Origin of the sequence: Pseudomonas sp. PSE1(2024) (genome assembly GCF_050990555.1) — a bacterium.
Classification (GTDB): domain Bacteria; phylum Pseudomonadota; class Gammaproteobacteria; order Pseudomonadales; family Pseudomonadaceae; genus Aquipseudomonas; species Aquipseudomonas aphyarum.
Window position 1 is genome coordinate 1,621,633 of the sequence record NZ_CP158967.1, and the last position, 16,683, is coordinate 1,638,315.

Annotated in this window: 20 protein-coding genes; 8 read left to right on the forward strand and 12 right to left on the reverse strand. The window is 59.6% G+C overall.

The features are described from left to right. Nucleotides 1-89 precede the first annotated feature (89 nt). A complete protein-coding gene (locus tag ABTV87_RS07320; RefSeq protein WP_085605643.1) occupies nucleotides 90-971 on the forward strand; it encodes a carboxylate/amino acid/amine transporter in 882 nt (293 codons plus the stop codon). Here ABTV87_RS07320 and ABTV87_RS07325 read toward each other — a convergent pair. Next, the gene (locus tag ABTV87_RS07325; protein WP_262161368.1) at nucleotides 916-1,821 is read right to left on the reverse strand and encodes a LysR family transcriptional regulator; all 906 of its coding nucleotides are present in this window, start codon (nucleotides 1,819-1,821) and stop codon (nucleotides 916-918) included. The two genes, ABTV87_RS07320 and ABTV87_RS07325, sit on opposite strands and share 56 nt — an antisense overlap. A gap of 170 nt (nucleotides 1,822-1,991) precedes the next feature. On the opposite strand from ABTV87_RS07325, the gene ABTV87_RS07330 reads away from it, so the two are divergent. Next, nucleotides 1,992-2,633: a hydrolase gene (locus ABTV87_RS07330; protein ID WP_007956548.1), complete on the forward strand. Its 642-nt coding sequence runs from the start codon at nucleotides 1,992-1,994 to the stop codon at nucleotides 2,631-2,633. A gap of 65 nt (nucleotides 2,634-2,698) precedes the next feature. Here the strand turns inward: ABTV87_RS07330 and ABTV87_RS07335 are convergent, their stop codons facing one another. After that, nucleotides 2,699-3,997 carry a mechanosensitive ion channel family protein gene (locus ABTV87_RS07335; protein ID WP_433899190.1) on the reverse strand — a complete coding sequence of 433 codons (1,299 nt, stop codon included), beginning with the start codon at nucleotides 3,995-3,997 and terminating at the stop codon, nucleotides 2,699-2,701. Between the two features lie 191 nt (nucleotides 3,998-4,188). On the opposite strand from ABTV87_RS07335, the gene ABTV87_RS07340 reads away from it, so the two are divergent. Beyond that, nucleotides 4,189-5,529, forward strand: a complete 1,341-nt coding sequence (locus tag ABTV87_RS07340) for a DEAD/DEAH box helicase (RefSeq protein WP_085605653.1) — start codon at nucleotides 4,189-4,191, stop codon at nucleotides 5,527-5,529. 63 nt (nucleotides 5,530-5,592) lie between these two features. Here the strand turns inward: ABTV87_RS07340 and ABTV87_RS07345 are convergent, their stop codons facing one another. The 6 genes from ABTV87_RS07345 to ABTV87_RS07370 all read right to left on the reverse strand — a co-directional run bounded on the left by ABTV87_RS07345 (nucleotide 5,593) and on the right by ABTV87_RS07370 (nucleotide 9,037). Then, the gene (locus ABTV87_RS07345; protein ID WP_221533378.1) at nucleotides 5,593-6,192 is read right to left on the reverse strand and encodes a hypothetical protein; all 600 of its coding nucleotides are present in this window, start codon (nucleotides 6,190-6,192) and stop codon (nucleotides 5,593-5,595) included. A gap of 12 nt (nucleotides 6,193-6,204) precedes the next feature. Next, the gene (locus tag ABTV87_RS07350; protein WP_207985355.1) at nucleotides 6,205-6,789 is read right to left on the reverse strand and encodes a papain-like cysteine protease family protein; all 585 of its coding nucleotides are present in this window, start codon (nucleotides 6,787-6,789) and stop codon (nucleotides 6,205-6,207) included. Nucleotides 6,790-7,038: 249 nt separating this feature from the next. Further along, complete coding sequence (locus ABTV87_RS07355) at nucleotides 7,039-7,314, reverse strand: hypothetical protein (RefSeq protein WP_007956561.1); 276 nt, start codon at nucleotides 7,312-7,314, stop codon at nucleotides 7,039-7,041. A gap of 96 nt (nucleotides 7,315-7,410) precedes the next feature. After that, nucleotides 7,411-8,022 (reverse strand): Fic/DOC family protein, encoded by a 612-nt coding sequence (locus ABTV87_RS07360; RefSeq protein WP_433899191.1) that lies wholly within the window; start codon nucleotides 8,020-8,022, stop codon nucleotides 7,411-7,413. Next, the gene (locus tag ABTV87_RS07365; protein WP_085605662.1) at nucleotides 8,019-8,189 is read right to left on the reverse strand and encodes a YhfG family protein; all 171 of its coding nucleotides are present in this window, start codon (nucleotides 8,187-8,189) and stop codon (nucleotides 8,019-8,021) included. The genes ABTV87_RS07360 and ABTV87_RS07365 overlap by 4 nt, the downstream gene beginning before the upstream one ends. A 113-nt stretch (nucleotides 8,190-8,302) precedes the next feature. Further along, nucleotides 8,303-9,037 carry a DUF899 domain-containing protein gene (locus ABTV87_RS07370; RefSeq protein ID WP_433899192.1) on the reverse strand — a complete coding sequence of 245 codons (735 nt, stop codon included), beginning with the start codon at nucleotides 9,035-9,037 and terminating at the stop codon, nucleotides 8,303-8,305. A 177-nt stretch (nucleotides 9,038-9,214) separates the two neighbouring features. On the opposite strand from ABTV87_RS07370, the gene ABTV87_RS07375 reads away from it, so the two are divergent. Then, a complete protein-coding gene (locus ABTV87_RS07375) occupies nucleotides 9,215-9,607 on the forward strand; it encodes a hypothetical protein (protein ID WP_007956567.1) in 393 nt (130 codons plus the stop codon). 61 nt (nucleotides 9,608-9,668) lie between these two features. Here ABTV87_RS07375 and ABTV87_RS07380 read toward each other — a convergent pair whose 3' ends face one another. From ABTV87_RS07380 to ABTV87_RS07390, 3 genes are all read right to left on the reverse strand, one after another. Continuing rightward, entirely contained in the window at nucleotides 9,669-10,538 is an 870-nt protein-coding gene (locus tag ABTV87_RS07380; RefSeq protein ID WP_433899193.1) for a DUF6279 family lipoprotein, read from the reverse strand. A 77-nt stretch (nucleotides 10,539-10,615) separates the two neighbouring features. Next, nucleotides 10,616-11,332 (reverse strand): TorF family putative porin, encoded by a 717-nt coding sequence (locus tag ABTV87_RS07385; protein WP_007956569.1) that lies wholly within the window; start codon nucleotides 11,330-11,332, stop codon nucleotides 10,616-10,618. 216 nt (nucleotides 11,333-11,548) lie between these two features. Continuing rightward, the gene (locus ABTV87_RS07390; RefSeq protein WP_016985943.1) at nucleotides 11,549-11,737 is read right to left on the reverse strand and encodes a hypothetical protein; all 189 of its coding nucleotides are present in this window, start codon (nucleotides 11,735-11,737) and stop codon (nucleotides 11,549-11,551) included. A 351-nt stretch (nucleotides 11,738-12,088) separates the two neighbouring features. On the opposite strand from ABTV87_RS07390, the gene ABTV87_RS07395 reads away from it, so the two are divergent. From ABTV87_RS07395 to ABTV87_RS07405, 3 genes are all read left to right on the forward strand, one after another. Continuing rightward, nucleotides 12,089-12,925 carry a CvfB family protein gene (locus ABTV87_RS07395; RefSeq protein WP_007956570.1) on the forward strand — a complete coding sequence of 279 codons (837 nt, stop codon included), beginning with the start codon at nucleotides 12,089-12,091 and terminating at the stop codon, nucleotides 12,923-12,925. A 45-nt stretch (nucleotides 12,926-12,970) separates the two neighbouring features. Then, nucleotides 12,971-13,360 (forward strand): DUF2177 family protein, encoded by a 390-nt coding sequence (locus tag ABTV87_RS07400; RefSeq protein ID WP_433899194.1) that lies wholly within the window; start codon nucleotides 12,971-12,973, stop codon nucleotides 13,358-13,360. Nucleotides 13,361-13,523: 163 nt separating this feature from the next. Further along, nucleotides 13,524-14,456 (forward strand): DMT family transporter, encoded by a 933-nt coding sequence (locus ABTV87_RS07405; protein WP_221533374.1) that lies wholly within the window; start codon nucleotides 13,524-13,526, stop codon nucleotides 14,454-14,456. On the opposite strand, the gene ABTV87_RS07410 is transcribed toward ABTV87_RS07405, so the two are convergent. Next, nucleotides 14,401-15,582, reverse strand: coding sequence for an MFS transporter (locus ABTV87_RS07410; RefSeq protein ID WP_433899195.1), 1,182 nt, complete (start codon nucleotides 15,580-15,582; stop codon nucleotides 14,401-14,403). The two genes, ABTV87_RS07405 and ABTV87_RS07410, sit on opposite strands and share 56 nt — an antisense overlap. A 104-nt stretch (nucleotides 15,583-15,686) precedes the next feature. Here ABTV87_RS07410 and ptrR point away from each other — a divergent pair, with 104 nt between their 5' ends. Further along, a complete protein-coding gene (gene ptrR, locus ABTV87_RS07415; protein ID WP_007956575.1) occupies nucleotides 15,687-16,580 on the forward strand; it encodes a putrescine utilization regulator PtrR in 894 nt (297 codons plus the stop codon). The last annotated feature ends 103 nt before the right edge of the window (nucleotides 16,581-16,683 follow it).

Below are 16,683 nucleotides of genomic sequence, written 5' to 3' on the forward strand. Positions count from 1 at the left end.
CCCGCTCCCACATGGATCTGTGTTGTTGGAGGGTTCGCGATCAGAAGCAAAAAACGCTATCGTCGCCGCCATTCGAAATCGAGGCGAGCATGGGCTATCTACTTTTTGTCACGCTGATCCAGGCGTTTTCCTTCAGTCTGATCGGCGAATACCTGGCCGGTCATGTCGACAGCTACTTCGCGGTGCTGGTGCGGGTGGTGCTGGCCGGGCTGGTGTTTATCCCGCTGACCCGCTGGCGTTCGGTGGAACCGGCGTTCATGCGCGGCATGCTGCTGATCGGCGCGTTGCAGTTCGGCGTGACCTACGTCTGCCTGTACTTGAGCTTCCGCGTGCTGACGGTGCCGGAAGTGCTGCTGTTCACCATCCTCACGCCGTTGCATGTGACGCTGATCGAAGATGCGCTCAACCGACGCTTCAACCCATGGGCGCTGATCGCCGCACTGGTGGCGGTCGCCGGCGCGGCGGTGATTCGCTACGACCGGATCAACCCGGACTTCTTCATGGGCTTTTTGCTGCTGCAACTGGCCAACTTCACCTACGCCGCCGGGCAGGTTCTGTACAAACACCTAGTGGCGAAACACCCGAGTGATCTGCCGCACTACCGGCGTTTCGGTTTCTTCTACCTCGGCGCATTGGCGGTGGCGTTGCCGGCGTTCCTGCTGTTCGGCAAATCCAACTTCCTGCCCGAAGCACCGCTGCAATGGGGCGTGCTGGTGTTCCTCGGTTTGGTCTCGACCGCACTCGGTCTGTACTGGTGGAACAAGGGCGCGTGCCTGGTCAACGGCGGCACCCTGGCGGTGATGAACAACCTGCACGTGCCGGTGGGCTTGCTGCTGAACCTGCTGATCTGGAATCAGCATGAAGAGCTCGGGCGGTTGTTCCTCGGTGGCAGCGTGATCCTGGCGGCGGTGTGGATCAGCCGGTTGGGGATTCGCAGGCCGGCGCCAGTTGCCCCACCAGAAACTCGATAAACGCCCGGGTCTTCTGCGGCACCCGCCGGGCTGACGAATACACCGCGTTGATGGTGATTGCCGGGGCTTGCCATTCGCACAGCACCGGCACCAGTCGCCCGGCGGCCAACGCTTCTTCGACGATGAAGTCCGGCAGCAGCGCAATGCCCATGCCGGCCTCGGCCGCTTGCGCCAGCAGGTCGCCGTTGTTGGCGTGCAACGGCCCGGTGACGTTGACGCGCTGGGTCTCCTTGCCGTTGCACAGTTGCAGGCTGACCCCGCTCTGCAGATAGCCGTAGTTCAAGCATTGATGTGAGCGCAGATCCTGCGGGGTTTGCGGTGTGCCCGCGCGTTCGAGGTAAGCAGGGGAGGCGACCATGATTCTTGGCGCCGGCGCCAGTTGCCGGGCGATCATGGTCGAGTCGGGCAGGCTGGCGATGCGGATCGTCACGTCGAACCCGCCGCGCACCGGATCGACCTGCTGGTCGCTGAGCACCAGTTGCAGCTCGATGTTCGGGTGCTGCTCGTGGAACAGCGGAATCAGCTTGCCCAAGCGCCGCAGGCCGAACGACATCGGTGCGTTGACCCGCAACACCCCGCGCAATTCGCCCACCCCGTCCCGCGCTCGCTGCTCGGCCTCGTCCAGTGCCGCAATCACTTCCCGCGCCGCATCGAAATACTCGGCGCCGGCCTCGGTCAGGTGCAGGCTGCGGGTGGTGCGTTGCAGCAGCTGCACGCCGATGGCTTCTTCCAGCGCCTGAATCTGTTTGCTGACTTTCGAGCGGGGCACGTCCATGGCCCGGGCAGCAGCTGCGAAGCCGTTTTCGCCGACCGTCACCACGAAGGCGCGCATGCATTCGATGCGATCCATGATTGTCCCTTTTTTAGAATCAATGATTCTCGATTTTAGGGAATTGTCCCTTTATCGGCTAGCCCCTAAAGTGACATCCAAGCCGAGACAACAACGCCGAAGACGGCAAGCCACTCGACTCACCCATTACCCAATCGAAATTTCTGAATCGACATCAAAAGGAACGCGCCATGTCTATCCGTGAACTGCTGAACCCAACCAACTCCGCCCTGATCCTGATCGACCACCAGCCGCAAATGGCTTTCGGCGTACAGTCGATCGACCGTCAGACCCTGAAGAACAACACCGTCGGCCTGGCCAAGGCTGCCAAGATCTTCAACGTGCCGACCATCTACACCTCGGTCGAAACCGAAAGCTTCAGCGGCTACATCTGGCCGGAGCTGCTGGCGGTACACCCTGAGCAGAAGCCGATCGAGCGCACCTCGATGAACTCCTGGGAAGACAAGGCGCTGGTTGACGCAGTGAAGGCCACCGGCCGCAAGAAACTGATCATCGCCGCGCTCTGGACCGAGGTCTGCCTGACCTTCCCGGCGCTGGAAGCCCTGGCTGAAGGCTACGAGGTGTACATCGTTACCGACGCTTCCGGCGGCACTACCAAAGAAGCCCACGACATGTCGGTACAACGGATGATTCAGGCGGGCGCAGTGCCGGTGACCTGGCAGCAAGTGCTGCTCGAATACCAGCGTGACTGGGCGCACAAAGACACGTATCAGGCGGTAATGGACTTGGTGCTGGAACACAGCGGCGCATACGGCATGGGCGTCGATTACGCCTACACCATGGTGCACAAGGCACCGCAGCGGCAGGCCTGATAAATCGGCGGGACAAAAAAAGACGCAACCTGGGTTGCGTCTTTTTTATTGCCTGAAAGAAAGCTCTACATCAGACGTTTTTCGGCTTCTGGAATGTGGCTCGCGCCAAGGACTGCCGGCAATATCCCGGAGCGCAAATCCCCACCACTCGGCTGCTGATACAGGCTCAGGCCAAACTCCGGCAGTACCGCCAGCAGGTAATCGAAAATATCCCCCTGGATCCGCTCGTAATCGGCCCACACCGTGGTCGTGGTAAAGCAGTAGATTTCCAGCGGAATGCCTTGGGCGGTGGTCTGCATCTGGCGGACCATGCAGGTCATGTTCGGCTGGATCTCCGGGTGACTCTTCAAGTAAGCCAAGGCATAAGCGCGGAACGTACCGATGTTGGTCATGCGCCGGCGGTTGGCTGACATCGCCGCGACGTTGCCCTGGGCTTCGTTCCAGGCCTTGAGCTCGGCTTTCTTGCGGCCCATGTACGCTGTCAGCAGGTGCACTTGGGAAAGTTTTTCTTCTTCATCGTCGCGGATGAACCGCACACCGCTGGCGTCGATGAACAGGCTGCGCTTGATCCGTCGCCCGCCGGACTGCTGCATACCGCGCCAGTTTCTGAACGACTCGGACATCAGGCGCCAGGTCGGGATCGAGACGATGGTCTTGTCGAAGTTCTGCACCTTGACCGTGTGCAGGGTGATGTCGACCACGTCGCCATCGGCGCCGACTTGTGGCATTTCGATCCAGTCGCCGACCCGCAGCATGTCGTTGCTGGTCAGTTGCACGCTGGCGACGAACGACAGCAGGGTGTCCTTGTAGACCAACAGGATCACCGCCGACATCGCACCCAGACCGGACAGCAGTAACAGTGGCGATCGGTCGATCAGGGTGGCGACGATGATGATCGCGCCGAACACGTACAGAACCATTTTCGCCAGTTGCACATAACCCTTGATCGAGCGGGTGCGGGCGTGTTCGGTGCGGGCGTAGATGTCCAGCAGGGCATTGAGCAGGGCGCTGACCGACAGCAGCAGGAACAGAATGGTGAACGCCAGCGCCACGTTGCCGAGGAACACCGTGGCGGTCTTGCTCAGTTCCGGCACCAGGTGCAGGCCGAACTGGATCACCAGCGACGGCGTCATCTGCGCCAGACGCTGAAACACCTTGTTATGCCGAAAGTCGTTGATCCAGTGCAGGGCGGGCTGGCGACCGAGCATGCGGCTGGCATGCAGGATCAGGTAACGCGCCACTCGTCCGAGGACCAGCGCGATCACCAGCAGCAGGACCAAAGCCAGGCCGGCGTGCAGGAGCGGGTGCTGTTCGAGGGTACCCCAGAGGTCTTGGGCGTTGAGCCAGAGCTGTTTGAAATCCATGAGCGAGACGATTCTTCTGTAAGACGCGACGGGCGATTAGAGCATTTAAGACGCTGTGTATTACCGTTGAAGACAAATCGAGCAACAAAAAAGCCACTGATTACGGCGTATTTCATAAAGAAACTCGGCCTGAGCGCTCGAAACCGGTAACCTATGCAGCTGATTTTTTGCATATCTTCGAGGTAGCACCCGTGTTTTCCCAATTCGCCCTGCACGAACGCCTGCTCAAAGCCGTGGCCGAGCTGAAATTTGTCGAGCCAACGCCTGTGCAAGCCGCGGCCATTCCGCTGGCGCTTCAGGGGCGTGACCTGCGGGTGACGGCGCAAACCGGTAGCGGCAAGACCGCCGCTTTCGTCCTGCCGATCCTCAACCGCCTGATCGGCCCGGCCAAGATCCGCGTCAGCATCAAGACCCTGATCCTGCTGCCGACCCGCGAGCTGGCCCAGCAGACCCTGAAGGAAGTCGAGCGCTTTTCGCAGTTCACTTTCATCAAGTCCGGCCTGATCACCGGCGGTGAAGACTTCAAGGTCCAGGCCGCCATGCTGCGCAAGGTGCCGGACATCCTGATCGGCACCCCTGGCCGGATGATCGAGCAACTGAACGCCGGCAACCTCGATTTGAAAGAAGTCGAAGTGCTGGTGCTCGACGAAGCCGACCGCATGCTCGACATGGGTTTTGCCGAAGACGTGCAGCGTCTGGTCGACGAATGCCCGAACCGTCAGCAGACCATGCTGTTCTCCGCCACCACCGGCGGTTCCGGCCTGCGCGAGATGATCGCCAAGGTGCTGAACAACCCTGAGCACTTGCAGCTCAACGCGGTCAGCCAGCTGAACGACACCACCCGTCAGCAGATCATCACTGCCGACCACAACCAGCACAAAGAACAGATTGTGAACTGGCTGCTGGCCAACGAGACCTATCAGAAGGCCATCGTCTTCACCAACACCCGGGCCATGGCCGACCGCATCTACGGTCGTCTCGTTGCTCAGGAATACAAGGCGTTCGTGCTGCACGGCGAGAAAGACCAGAAGGATCGCAAGCTGGCGATCGACCGTCTGAAGCAGGGCGGCGTGAAAATCCTGGTGGCCACCGACGTGGCGGCCCGTGGTCTGGACGTTGATGGTCTGGATCTGGTGATCAACTTCGACATGCCACGCAGCGGCGACGAATACGTTCACCGCATCGGTCGTACCGGCCGTGCCGGCAACGACGGTCTGGCGATCTCGCTGATCTGCCACGGCGACTGGAACCTGATGTCGAGCATCGAGCGTTATCTGAAGCAGAGCTTCGAGCGCCGCACCATCAAGGAAGTCAAAGGCACCTACGGCGGACCGAAAAAGGTCAAGGCCTCGGGCAAAGCCGTCGGCGTGAAGAAGAAAAAGACCGACGCCAAGGGCGACAAGAAGAAAACCGCCGCCAAGACCCCGACCAAGCGCAAGAGCGCCAACCGTCCGAAGCCGGACGCTCTGGTGAGCAGCGATGGCATGGCCCCGCTGAAACGCCGCAAGCCGGCAGCACCAGCGGCTGAATAAGTCGTTTCAGGCAGGCAAAGAAAAACCCGGACATGGTCCGGGTTTTTTTATCGCCAGGGTTTATCAACTGCCCAGCAGGCCAGTGGTGTCGGCATCAAAGCGCCGCTTGGCCTGATCGGCTGCCGGTTTGAGCTGTGCGAGCAGGGCGGCCTCGCTGTACAGCCCGGTCAGCGCCAGTTCTTTTGGGGTTGGCTCGATCGGGATCAGTACGTCTTCGCCGGCCGCATGCAGCCAGATCGCTACAAGGTGCAGCGCCGACACAAACAGCATCCGCAGCTCAACGGTTTTACCCTTCAGTTGCGGCGATTGCTCCGCCAGCCTCAGCGCATCGACCGTGGCGGCCGCCAGATTGCCATGGTTCAACGAGGCGAACTCGACGTGACCGCGTACTTCGGCCAATTGCGCATCGGCAATCGACACCCCGCCTGAGAACACCAGGTAATGCCAATCGCCCACTCGGGCGTTTTTCAGGCCTTTGCCCTGGCTCAGGTCGTCCAGACTGAGCGAGTAGCCACGATAGGCTTCGCTGAGGCTGATCCCGGCGGGCGCAGCACTGGCGAACTGGCGATTGACGCCAAAACCCTGGGTTTGCAACGCGGCCTGCAGGGCCGGACGCAAAGTCTGTACGCCGTTGGAAGGCGCCTTTGGATAAGTCAGTTGCATGATGTCGCCCTCCTAGTTTTTCGCCGTGAAGTAAGTGTGGGTCCAGTTGCCGCCGCCGTTGTAGGAACCGGGGAAGGAACTCAGCGCGCGGGTCGAATAGCCGTAAATCGAGTCCGCAACCAGCACGTAATTGCCGTTGGTGCCGTAGATCGCCAGAAAGTGCGCACCGCCGCCGTACCAGGCGCAACGCAGGCCGATCGGGCGGCCCATGTTGATCTGGTTCTGGATGGCCGACATCTGCAACGAGCCCGAATTCATGCCGTTGAAACTGCGGGTGATCTTCAGCGCAACGTCCAGATAGCCGTACACGTTGCACGGCCCCGGTTGATTGCAGCAGTTGCGATCCAGCGCGGCGCTGGCAACGGCGCATTGGGTCCAGGACCCGGTGCCGTAATAATTGCCGACCGAGGCGGAAGCGGCGGCCCAGCACCAGTTGGTCTGGGTCTGTTGCTGCATCGTGAAGTTCAGGCTGGCAGCAGCCAGGGCGCGCTGTTGAACAGCTGCCTCGACCTCGACCAGTTGCGGGTCGAGCAGATGGCCGATCAGACATTCGGGCAGGGTGTTGCCGGTGAATGCCGTTGTTTCAGTGGTTAACATTTTTCAATCCTCCATGAATGAAAACAATCGTTCCGCGTTTGCGGGGTAACGGTATTGCCGAGCGATCGGTGCTAAAGGGTTGCCATCTCCGATGGCCAGTTCCGATCAGGCTCGGGGTAACCCTAGGTGTGAATATGCATTTGTGCAAATAACAAAATGCACTAGTGCAAATTTCCGGACAAAAGGAAGCAGGCTTTGGTATCGATTTAGCCTGATCGATGCCAAAGCCTGCCGTTGTCTGAGCGGGTGTTATCCCTCGGTTTTTTTCTCCGCCGAACCCAGTTCCTTCAATCGCTGATCGATCAACTGGCATTTGTCCGGCAGATCGGCGGAGGCAGTGCCCAGGTCCATTTTCTGTAACTCGGCGTTGATCTCTTTGGCCTTGGTCGGGTTTTGCTCGGTGAGCTTCGCGACTTCCTTGGCCAGTTGCTCACGTTTGGCGGTGGCTTCCTCCGGCGTACAGGCCCAAACGGGCAGGGCGCAGGCGAGCGTGGCGGCGAGGGTGAGCTTGAGCAGGGTTTTCATGGGGGCAGGCCTCAGTTCCGGTTAAGGCGGGTTAACCGGTTGAGGGTTCTGGCTAGCGAAAAGTTCACTGCGACTGGCGTTAGGGGGATGCCTTGTTCAAAAGTCGACCTCGGCAATTGAAATGCCTATGCATCGGTTGAATACATCGACAAGAAGATCGTCATCACCGTGGTAGGAGTGAATACATGCCTTGATCCATTCCTCTTGATCGACCATCCCCCAGTCGATGAGATAACCGGCGTTGAAAATGATGTATTCAAACAGGATGCGCTGGGTTCGGCCATTTCCTTCCCTGAACGGGTGAGCCACATTGAGAGTGCCATACGAAGCGGCGACTGCTGAAACCAGCTGTTGACGGGAAAACCCTTCAAACCACCCAGCGTCCGCCATTTTCGAAAGTTCTCTAGCGACTTCACGCTCAATGTATTCCGGGCTGCAAAATCGCGTACTGCCTTTACTGATCGCCAGTGTCCGGATTTCGCCAGCCCATGGATAGATCGCTTCAAACAAGGTGCGGTGCACCCGTTTTAAAGTTGCAAGACTGTAGGGAGGAGGAATGAATTCCAAACGCGCAGAGGCGACTTCGTTGATGTAGCGTTCTGCTTCATCCAGGTCTTCGGCATTGCGTAAGCCGAGCAAATTGACAAGAACGTCAGTGCCCGGATAACAATCCGGGGCTTGGTCAGAACCGTATTTATCGTTGCTCAAGCTTTCAAGAGCTGGATCGCTCTCAAGGCAGCGGCCCTGGTGGGAAGTTTGATATCGCCATCAGTCGGAGATGGAACAAAGCCTTCCAGGCGCAGACTGGCCGCGAAATTGGCTCTGCGTTGCTTCGCGAACCAGGCTTTCTTGGTTTGCAGACTCAGCTTTTCCATATCGGCCTCTTGATGCGGGAATGTGCCAATTATAGTCGAACGAAGCCGTGACGGCTCGTTCGACCTAGCATCGCACATCCTGCGGCACCATTGAACCCGTTCACGCTGACGGGTTACCCATCATGGCAGCAACTGGATTTTGCTGCCCCGTCGTAGCGGTCATGGTGCCGCACCCATTCCATGATCTCATCCTCGTTCCGGCCCTTGGGCGTGAGGTCGAGGTAGTTGTAGGCGCCGACCAGCAGGTCGAGGCCGCGAGCATAGGTTGAGTAGGTGTGGAAAATGTCGCCGTTGTCGGCGCGATAAAACACGCTGAGCCCGGGCATTTCTTCCTCGCCGCTGTCGGTCTTTTCGTAGTTGTACGTAGCCTTGCCTGCTTCGACATCCTCAGCACGGGCGCACACGCCGAAGTCGTAGTTGAAATCGCAGCCGTCCGACGATACCCAGTCGAATGTCCAGCCCATCCGCCGCTTGAAGGCCTGGAATTCGGCGAATGGTGCGTGGGACACCGCCACCAGCGCAATGTCGTGATGGGCCAGGTGCAGGTTGGCACCGTCGATGTGGTCGCTGAGGAATGAACAGCCCGGGCAGCCTTCCTCCCAGCCCTTGGCGAACATGAAGTGGTAAACGACGAGTTGGCTGTGCTGGCCGAATAGATCGGCGAGTTTCAACTCGCCGTTCGGCCCCATGAAGCGGTAATCCTTGTCGACCTTCACCCAGGGCAGGGCGCGGCGTTTGGCGCTGAGGCGGTCGCGTTCCTTGGTGAAGGCCTTTTCATCGGCCAGATGCTGCTTACGGGCGGTGAGCCATTCTTCGCGCGACACCACCGGATGATTCTCAACGTTCATGATGATTTCTCCTGCGGGGGTTGAAACCGTCTGTCTCAGACTAGTCGTTCAACCACCCGGGAAATCGACAGACCGCCGGTCGGTGGGGGCGCCGAATAATCCTGAACGGTGGCGCAGCGCTCCGGTCACAACCTGTGAACGCGCCAAAAAATCACGCGCACCGGAGGTTGAATCAGGATGACGACTTATAACTGGGATTTGATTGAACGCCTGCTGCATGAAGTGCAGAACGGCGCGGGCCACAGCTTTGCGCCACGGTCTTTTGCCGAAGACTATGCGGCGGAGAAGGCGGCGGCGGGCGAGCCGATCGAGAATCTGGATCACCTGAAAACGCTCGCCTGCGACTATGAGCAATTGTTGCTGTTGCGCGGTTACATCCAGCCCCGTGGCGAAGACGAGGGCAGCACCGGCAACAACTTCAGCCTGACCCCGCGCGGATCCAGCTTGTTGAGCCTTATCGACAGCAGCATTCCCGGCAATGATCATCCGCGCGAAGTGCTGGATGATCAGGAGGACGCGCTGGATGAGCTGACGTTCGATGAGGTAGCTTCCAAAGCGCAGATCGCCTGAGGTTTGCACAAAAAAATGTGGGAGCGAACGTGCTCGCTCCCACATGGGTTTTGCAGTGGTCTCAGCTTTTTTGTGCGGCCTTCAGGCACTTCAAATCATTGAAGTCCTTGCGCACCCCCTCGATCTTTTTCAACAGGCGCTGGCGTTGCTGCGGCGTACTGTCGGCCATCAGATCGACAAACAGCGAACGGGCCTGCGCCTCGGTATTGGCGTAGGCGTTTTGGTAATCCGCTGTCCATAAACGTTCGCGATTGACCAGAAGCGTCTCGATCCGTTGTGGGAATTCGGGACTGTTGCGTTGCGCCACCGCCGCGCTGAACTGCTTCTGCCAGTGGGCGCGGTTGGCGATCCACTGGGTGTTCTGATCGCCCAAGGCAGTCGACCAGGCCATCACCCGCTGTTCCTGCTTGGCGCTCAACGGGCCGAGCCAGTCGTTGAGACGCTTGTCCATGCGCGCGCCACGTTCGGCAATCTGCTGCGACAGCGGTGGCTTAAGGTATTCCTGCTGGCGCTTTTGCAAATCTTTGGCAAAGGCGTCGTTCATTTCGGCGACCTGTTTGTCATCCAGCCCTTGCAGCAATTCAATCGCCGACGGGGTGATTTCCCGAGCGGTTTCGGCGATCGCCTGCTTGGCTTCTGCGGTGCGGGCCTGGAGCGCGACGTCGGTGACCTGATTGGTCTCGACCATGGTTTGCAGGCGATCGAGCCAGTCGAGATAACCCGGCAACTGCGTGGTGCAGTGCCAGCTCAGGTGTTCCTTAAGGCGTTCGTTGAACCAGCCTTTCTGCTCGCCGTTCATGTCCAGGTAGTCGCTGAGCGTCCACGGAATGATCACGTCGAGATTGCGATAGGCCAGGCCGACACGGCTGCAGGCGCCGAGGGCGAGGGTCAGGATCAGTAGAACGGCGAGGCGTTTGAACCAGCTAGACATGGGCGAGTCCTTGCGAAAGCCAGCCTTGAGGGTCTGATGCTCATGTGAACGCAGGATGGCCCCGGCAGTTCAGCCAATCAATAGAACGCGCGTTCGGCCTTGAGCGTGACCAGCCCGTCGCACTGACTGTTATGCCCGGAATAGGCCGAGCAATCGCTGCCGCTAAGGCTTGAATTGCTGTAGATCAGGTCGAGGTCGATGCCCATGAACGGCCGGGAAAATTTCACCGACCAATCGGTAAAACTGCTGACATAACCCCCGTCCACCGAGACCGGCGTGTTGAGCTGATGGGTGGTGTATTTCATGCTGATCCCGATGCCGAACGGCTGATTGCCGCCCAGGTCGGCAAACAGGGTGTTGTTCTGTTTATCCGGATCGTTGCTCAGGGCGATGCCGATCCGGCTGCCGAGCAGGGTCAGGCCACCAAACAGTTCCTGGCTGTCGAGGGTGTCGACCTTGGGATAGCTGTAATGGATCATCCCGACTTCGTAGCCGAGGGTTTGATCGAAAGGTTGTTTAAAGCCGACGTAGGAATCGATTTCGAGATTCTTCCCCGGCGTGAGGCCCATGCTCGGTGCGTACTGACCGACATAGAGGCCGCTGTCGTGACTCAGGTCCAGCCCGCCGTGGAACGAGCCGACCGCCGAAGGTTTGACCAGCCCCTGGGCCATGCTGCGGCTGGGCGTGGTGCCGAGCTTGAGGTCGAAATCGCCGAGTTCACGCTGGAAAATCTGCGCGTGCGCCGCCGGGCTCGCCAGCAGGCCTACAAGCAATAAACAGGAAGATTTGAGCATGCGTCACTCCTTGAGCAGCGAGCGCAGGTGCGACAAACCTGCTGAAACGCTTGATCCAGACGCGTGCAAGGATACCGGCGAATGATCGGCATCGAAGGCCGTTCGTCGATTTCTGCTGTTTTGAATCTTTGATTAAACGTAAGAGAGGTCTTGCGAGGGATCCGGTCCAGACGCTTCGAAGCTCAAAGCGCCTTTGGACAGGTGTGCTGCGGGGTGTTACTTCTTGCCCAGGCTGATCTGCTTGGACGGGCCGAACGTCTGGCCGCTGACGCCCTTGGCAATTTGCTGGATCTCGCCGCCGGACTTGAGGAATGCCGCGATCTGATCGTTGATCGATTCGCTGGTTTCAACGGCTGGAGCTGGCTTTGCTTTGCTGGTGGATGCTTTTACACGCATGGCGGCCATTAACCTGTAGAAAAGTAACTCGGCCAGGCATCGTACAGGAATAACTTGACAATTGCTTGGTAAATATCCCCCGGAATAACCCAGCGTGCAGGTGGATTATTCTCGATTAATTATTCGAAATATCCCGCTAACCTGCTGTTTTAAATAACAACATTTATTCGATTTGAGGATGCCGGCCTGTGTCGGGATCAGGCGAAAGCCGTCACGCTGGCCTGACGAGTGGCGCGCGTGCGGCGCGAAATCCAGGAAAATCAAGGCCTCCCGCAGATTTTCACTCGGCCGTCCGATCTGGCGACCGACGAACCCGGCAAAACCGGGTAGAATGCCGCCCACGCAATGAGGGTATTGGAAATGGCTTTAGTCGGGCGTTACAACAGTTTGCAAGTGGTTAAACACACTAACTTCGGTTTATATCTGGACGGCGGTGCCGACGGCGAAATTCTTTTGCCCAACCGTTATATTCCTAAAGATATTCCCAGCGAAGATGAAGACTGGCTCAATGTTTTCATTTATCTGGACAGTGACGACAAACTTATTGCCACCACTGAAAAACCAAAAGTTCAGGTCGGTGAATTTGCCAGTTTGAAAGTTGTTGAAGTCAACAGCATCGGCGTGTTCCTCGACTGGGGCCTGCCGAAGGATCTGCTGCTCCCTTACTCCGAAGAAAAACGCCAGATGACCGCCGGCGAGTACTGCGTGGTGCATGTCTACCTCGACAAGCACACCCGCCGCATCACCGCGACCGCGCGCCTGGATCGTTATCTGGACAAGACCCCGGCCAACTACAGCGTGGGCCAGGAAGTTGATCTGCTGGTGGCCGAATCCACCGACATGGGTTTCAAGGCCGTCATCAACAACAAGCACTGGGGTCTGATTCACAAGAATGAAATCTTCAAATTCATGCGTTCCGGCATGCGCGAGAAAGGCTTCATCAAGGAAGTGCGCGCCGACGGCAAGATCAGCCTGAGCCTGCAACCGGTGGGGCAGGAAGCGGCCAGCAGTCTGAACTCGAAGATCCTCGCCAAGTTGCGTGAAAACGATGGCTCCCTGGCCGTCAGCGACAAGAGCGATCCGGCATTGATCAGCAGCCTGTTCGGTGTCAGCAAGGGCAACTTCAAGAAGGCCATCGGTTCCTTGTACAAGGAAGGCAAGATCGTCATTCACGCCGATCGCATTGAACTAACCTGAGTCTCGCGTGGCCCATGTTGCATGGGCTCACTCGAGGTCGGGCAGATGAAAAAAGCACTGATTGCCTACGTCGCCACGCTGCTGACGTTTCTTCTGCTCGACGGGCTCTGGCTCGGTGTGCTGATGGCGCCGACCTATCGCGAACTGCTCGGTTCGCTGATGCTCGAAAAACCGTTGCTGGTGCCAGCAGCGGTTTTTTATTGCCTGTACGTTTTCGGCTGTGTGGTGTTTGTGGCGCTGCCGTCGCTGACCTGGCAACGCGCCACCCGCATGGGCGCACTGCTCGGGCTGGTCGCTTATGGCACCTATGACCTGACCAATTGGGCGACATTGCGTGGCTGGTCGGCGCAGGTGTCGCTGATGGATTGGGCCTGGGGGACATTTGCCACGGCGCTGGCCTGTACGGTCGGGTTTTGGGCCGCGCGCCGAAGCTGACGGCGGGCATGACGCAACAGGGCAATTGCATGTGTTTGCCGGGCGGCAATTTCTGTCCGACTGGTTGATAATCCCTGCCATCCTTTTTCGCCCCGGACAAAGAGCCGGGGCTTTGTTTGACCATTGGAAAAACTGCCATGTTGTGTGTGTTAGAGGTGTCGAGGTGAGCGTCAGTCGGCGCAGCGCCGACGGGTTTGCCCTGCAAGTGATGATCGGCCTGTGCCTGATCTGGGGCGTGCAGCAGGTGATGATCAAGTGGGCGGCGACCGACATTGCGCCGGTTATGCAGGCGGCGGGGCGGTCGGGGATTTCCGCGTTGCTGGTAGGACTGCTGATCTGCTGGAAGGGCGGCTGGGATCAGGTCGGCAACACTTGGCGCGGCGGCTTGCTGGCCGGTGCCTTGTTCGGGCTCGAGTTCCTGTTCATCTCCGAAGGCTTGCAGTTGACCACGGCGGCGCACATGTCGGTGTTCCTCTACACCGCGCCGATCTTCACTGCGCTGGGCGTGCATTTCCTGTTGCCGAGCGAGCGTCTGCGACCGGTGCAATGGCTGGGGATTTTTCTCGCGTTCGTCGGGATTGCCGTGGCGTTTGCCGGCGGCGTGTCGTGGGACAACCTCGACCGCCGGATGTTGATGGGCGATGCCCTCGGCGTGCTGGCCGGCGCCAGTTGGGGCGCGACCACCGTGGTGGTGCGCGCCTCGCGTCTGTCGGAAGCGCCGGTGACGCTGACCCTGTTCTACCAGTTGATTGTCGGTTTCATCGGCCTGTTGCTGATCGCGCTGCTTAGCGGCCAGATCACCCACGTCAGCCTGACCGTCGTGGCCGTGGGCAGCGTGCTGTTCCAGGGGCTGGTGGTGTCGTTCTTCAGTTACCTGACCTGGTTCTGGCTGCTGCGCCGTTATCTGGCGGCCAACCTCGCGGTGTTTTCCTTCATGACGCCGTTGTTCGGCGTGACCTTCGGCGTGGTGCTGCTCGGCGAAGAACTGAGCCTGAACTTCATCATCGGCGCGGTGCTGGTGTTGCTCGGCATCACCTTCGTCAGCGCGGAACAGTGGGTGCGTCGGCGTTTGCGCAAAGCCCTCGGTCAGCCGTAACCGATTTGCACGCCAGACCGCCGGCAATCAGCAGGCCGCTGCCGGCAATCACCAGCGCCGGTTGCAGGCCGCCGCTGAAGTGGCTGCTGACCGCCGCCAGCAACGGCCCGCTGAGCTGACCGACGGCGAAGCATGCGGTGAGCAGGCCAGCGTTGCGCTGGGTGGCGTGGGGTGCCAGTTCCCGGGAGCGTTGCATCACCAGTTGCATGCAGGCCAGGAACGGCGTGCCGCACAGGATCACGCCCAATGCCAGACCGAGGCCGCTGCCCAACAGGCAAGCGAACACCCCGGCAGCCTGCAACCATAGCGTCGCCATCAACCAGTGCCGGGTGGTTTGCGGATCGTGCCGACGCAAACTCACCAGCAACACGCCAATTGCGGCGCCGAGGCCGAAGCATGGCCAGAACAGATCCGCCTGCCATTGCCCGTGAAATTGCGCGTTGGCCATCTGCGACAGAAACGTGGCGGGGATGATGTAGCCCACGCCATACAATGCATACACCACCGCCAAACGCCCAATTCCGCGATTCGATGAACTCACGGCAGCCGGCACGACCGGCACACCGACGCCCGGTTGCGGCAAGATCCGTACGATCCCCAGCAACATCACCAGCGCCACGGCGGCGTAGATCAGCCACAGGGTGGCGGAAGTCTGCTGCGCCAGATGTGAGAACAGCGCCAACAGCCCAGTCAGAAAAATCCCCAGCCCCGGCCCGGCAAACACCAGCGCTCCCAATCTCGGACGACCCGCCGCCGCAGCCAGCGGCTGACTCAGCGCAGTAATCATCACCAGCACCCAGGCGCTCGCCACACCGGTGCCGAAACGCAGTAGCAGATGCGACCAGAACCCGTTGGCCCAGAACGACGCCAGCGTCAGCAACACACACAACCACAGACCGCCATGCAGGCGCCGCTGCACCTGATCCGGCCGACGGGAAAACATCGTATCCACCGCGCCGAGCAGGTAACCGAGGTAGTTGGCCGCCGCAATCAGACCAGCGGCGGTCAGGTCGATCTGCCCTTCGCTGATCAAATGTGGAAGTTGCGGCGTGAGGGCGAAACGCCCGATGCCCATGGCCATCATCAGGGCAATGAAACAGGCGGATAAGCGAATCAGCGGCGACATGGTCTGGATTCCGTTGGAGGTTCAGCGACCGTCAGGCTAGGACTGATTGACTTTCTTTAAAATTGAATAATAGTGAGTAACTTGTTCAGTTCAGGAGAAAGGTTGTGGAGTTCAGCCAATTGCGGATCTTCCAGGCCGTGGCGGAGGAGGGCTCGATTACCCGCGCCGCCGAACGTTTGCACCGCGTGCCGTCGAACCTGTCGACCCGGCTCAAACAGCTGGAGGAGCAACTGGGTGTCGAACTGTTCGTCCGTGAGCGTCAGCGTTTGCAGTTGTCGCCTGCGGGAAAAGTCCTGCTGGACTACACCGGCAAACTGTTCGCCCTGCGCGATCAGGCCAGTGCAGCGGTGATGGGCGGGCAACCGGCGGGGGATTTCGTGCTCGGTACGCTGTACAGCACCGCCGCGATCCATTTGCCGGCGCTGCTGGCGCGCTATCACAAGCAATATCCGGCGGTGAATCTTCAGGTGCAGTCCGGTCCCAGTGGTGAATTGCTCGAAGGCCTGCTCACCGGTCGTCTCGACGCCGCGCTGGTGGATGGCCCGCCGCAACTGGCCGGGATCGACGGTGTGCCGCTGTGCAACGAACGGCTGGTGCTGATCAGCGAGGCCGATCACCCGCCGATACGCAGCGCCAGGGATGTCGAAGGGCGAGCGGTATTTACCTTCCGCCATGGCTGCGCCTATCGTGCGCGGCTGGAAGCGTGGTTTGCCCACTATCAGGCGGCGATGGGGAGGGCGATGGAGATCGAGTCCTATCAGGGCATGCTCGCCTGCGTGATTGCCGGCAGCGGCGTGGCGCTGATGTCGGAGTCGATGCTCGCCAGCCTGCCGGGGCGCGAAAGCGTGGCGGTGCACCCGCTGGCCGAGCCTTTTGCCAGTGCGACAACATGGCTCATGTGGCGCCGGGGCATGGTCGGGGCCAACCTCAATGCCTGGATTGAACAGCAGCAGGCGCTCTATCCCGTGGCTGGCGAAGACGTGCGGGAAACGGCTTGAACGAACGGTCAGGGATTTGGATCAATTCAGTAACAGATCATTGCGGATTTGGCCGAGCATTGCGTAGGACTTCGGACTATTATCAGTGCGAAGCGGCCTCAGA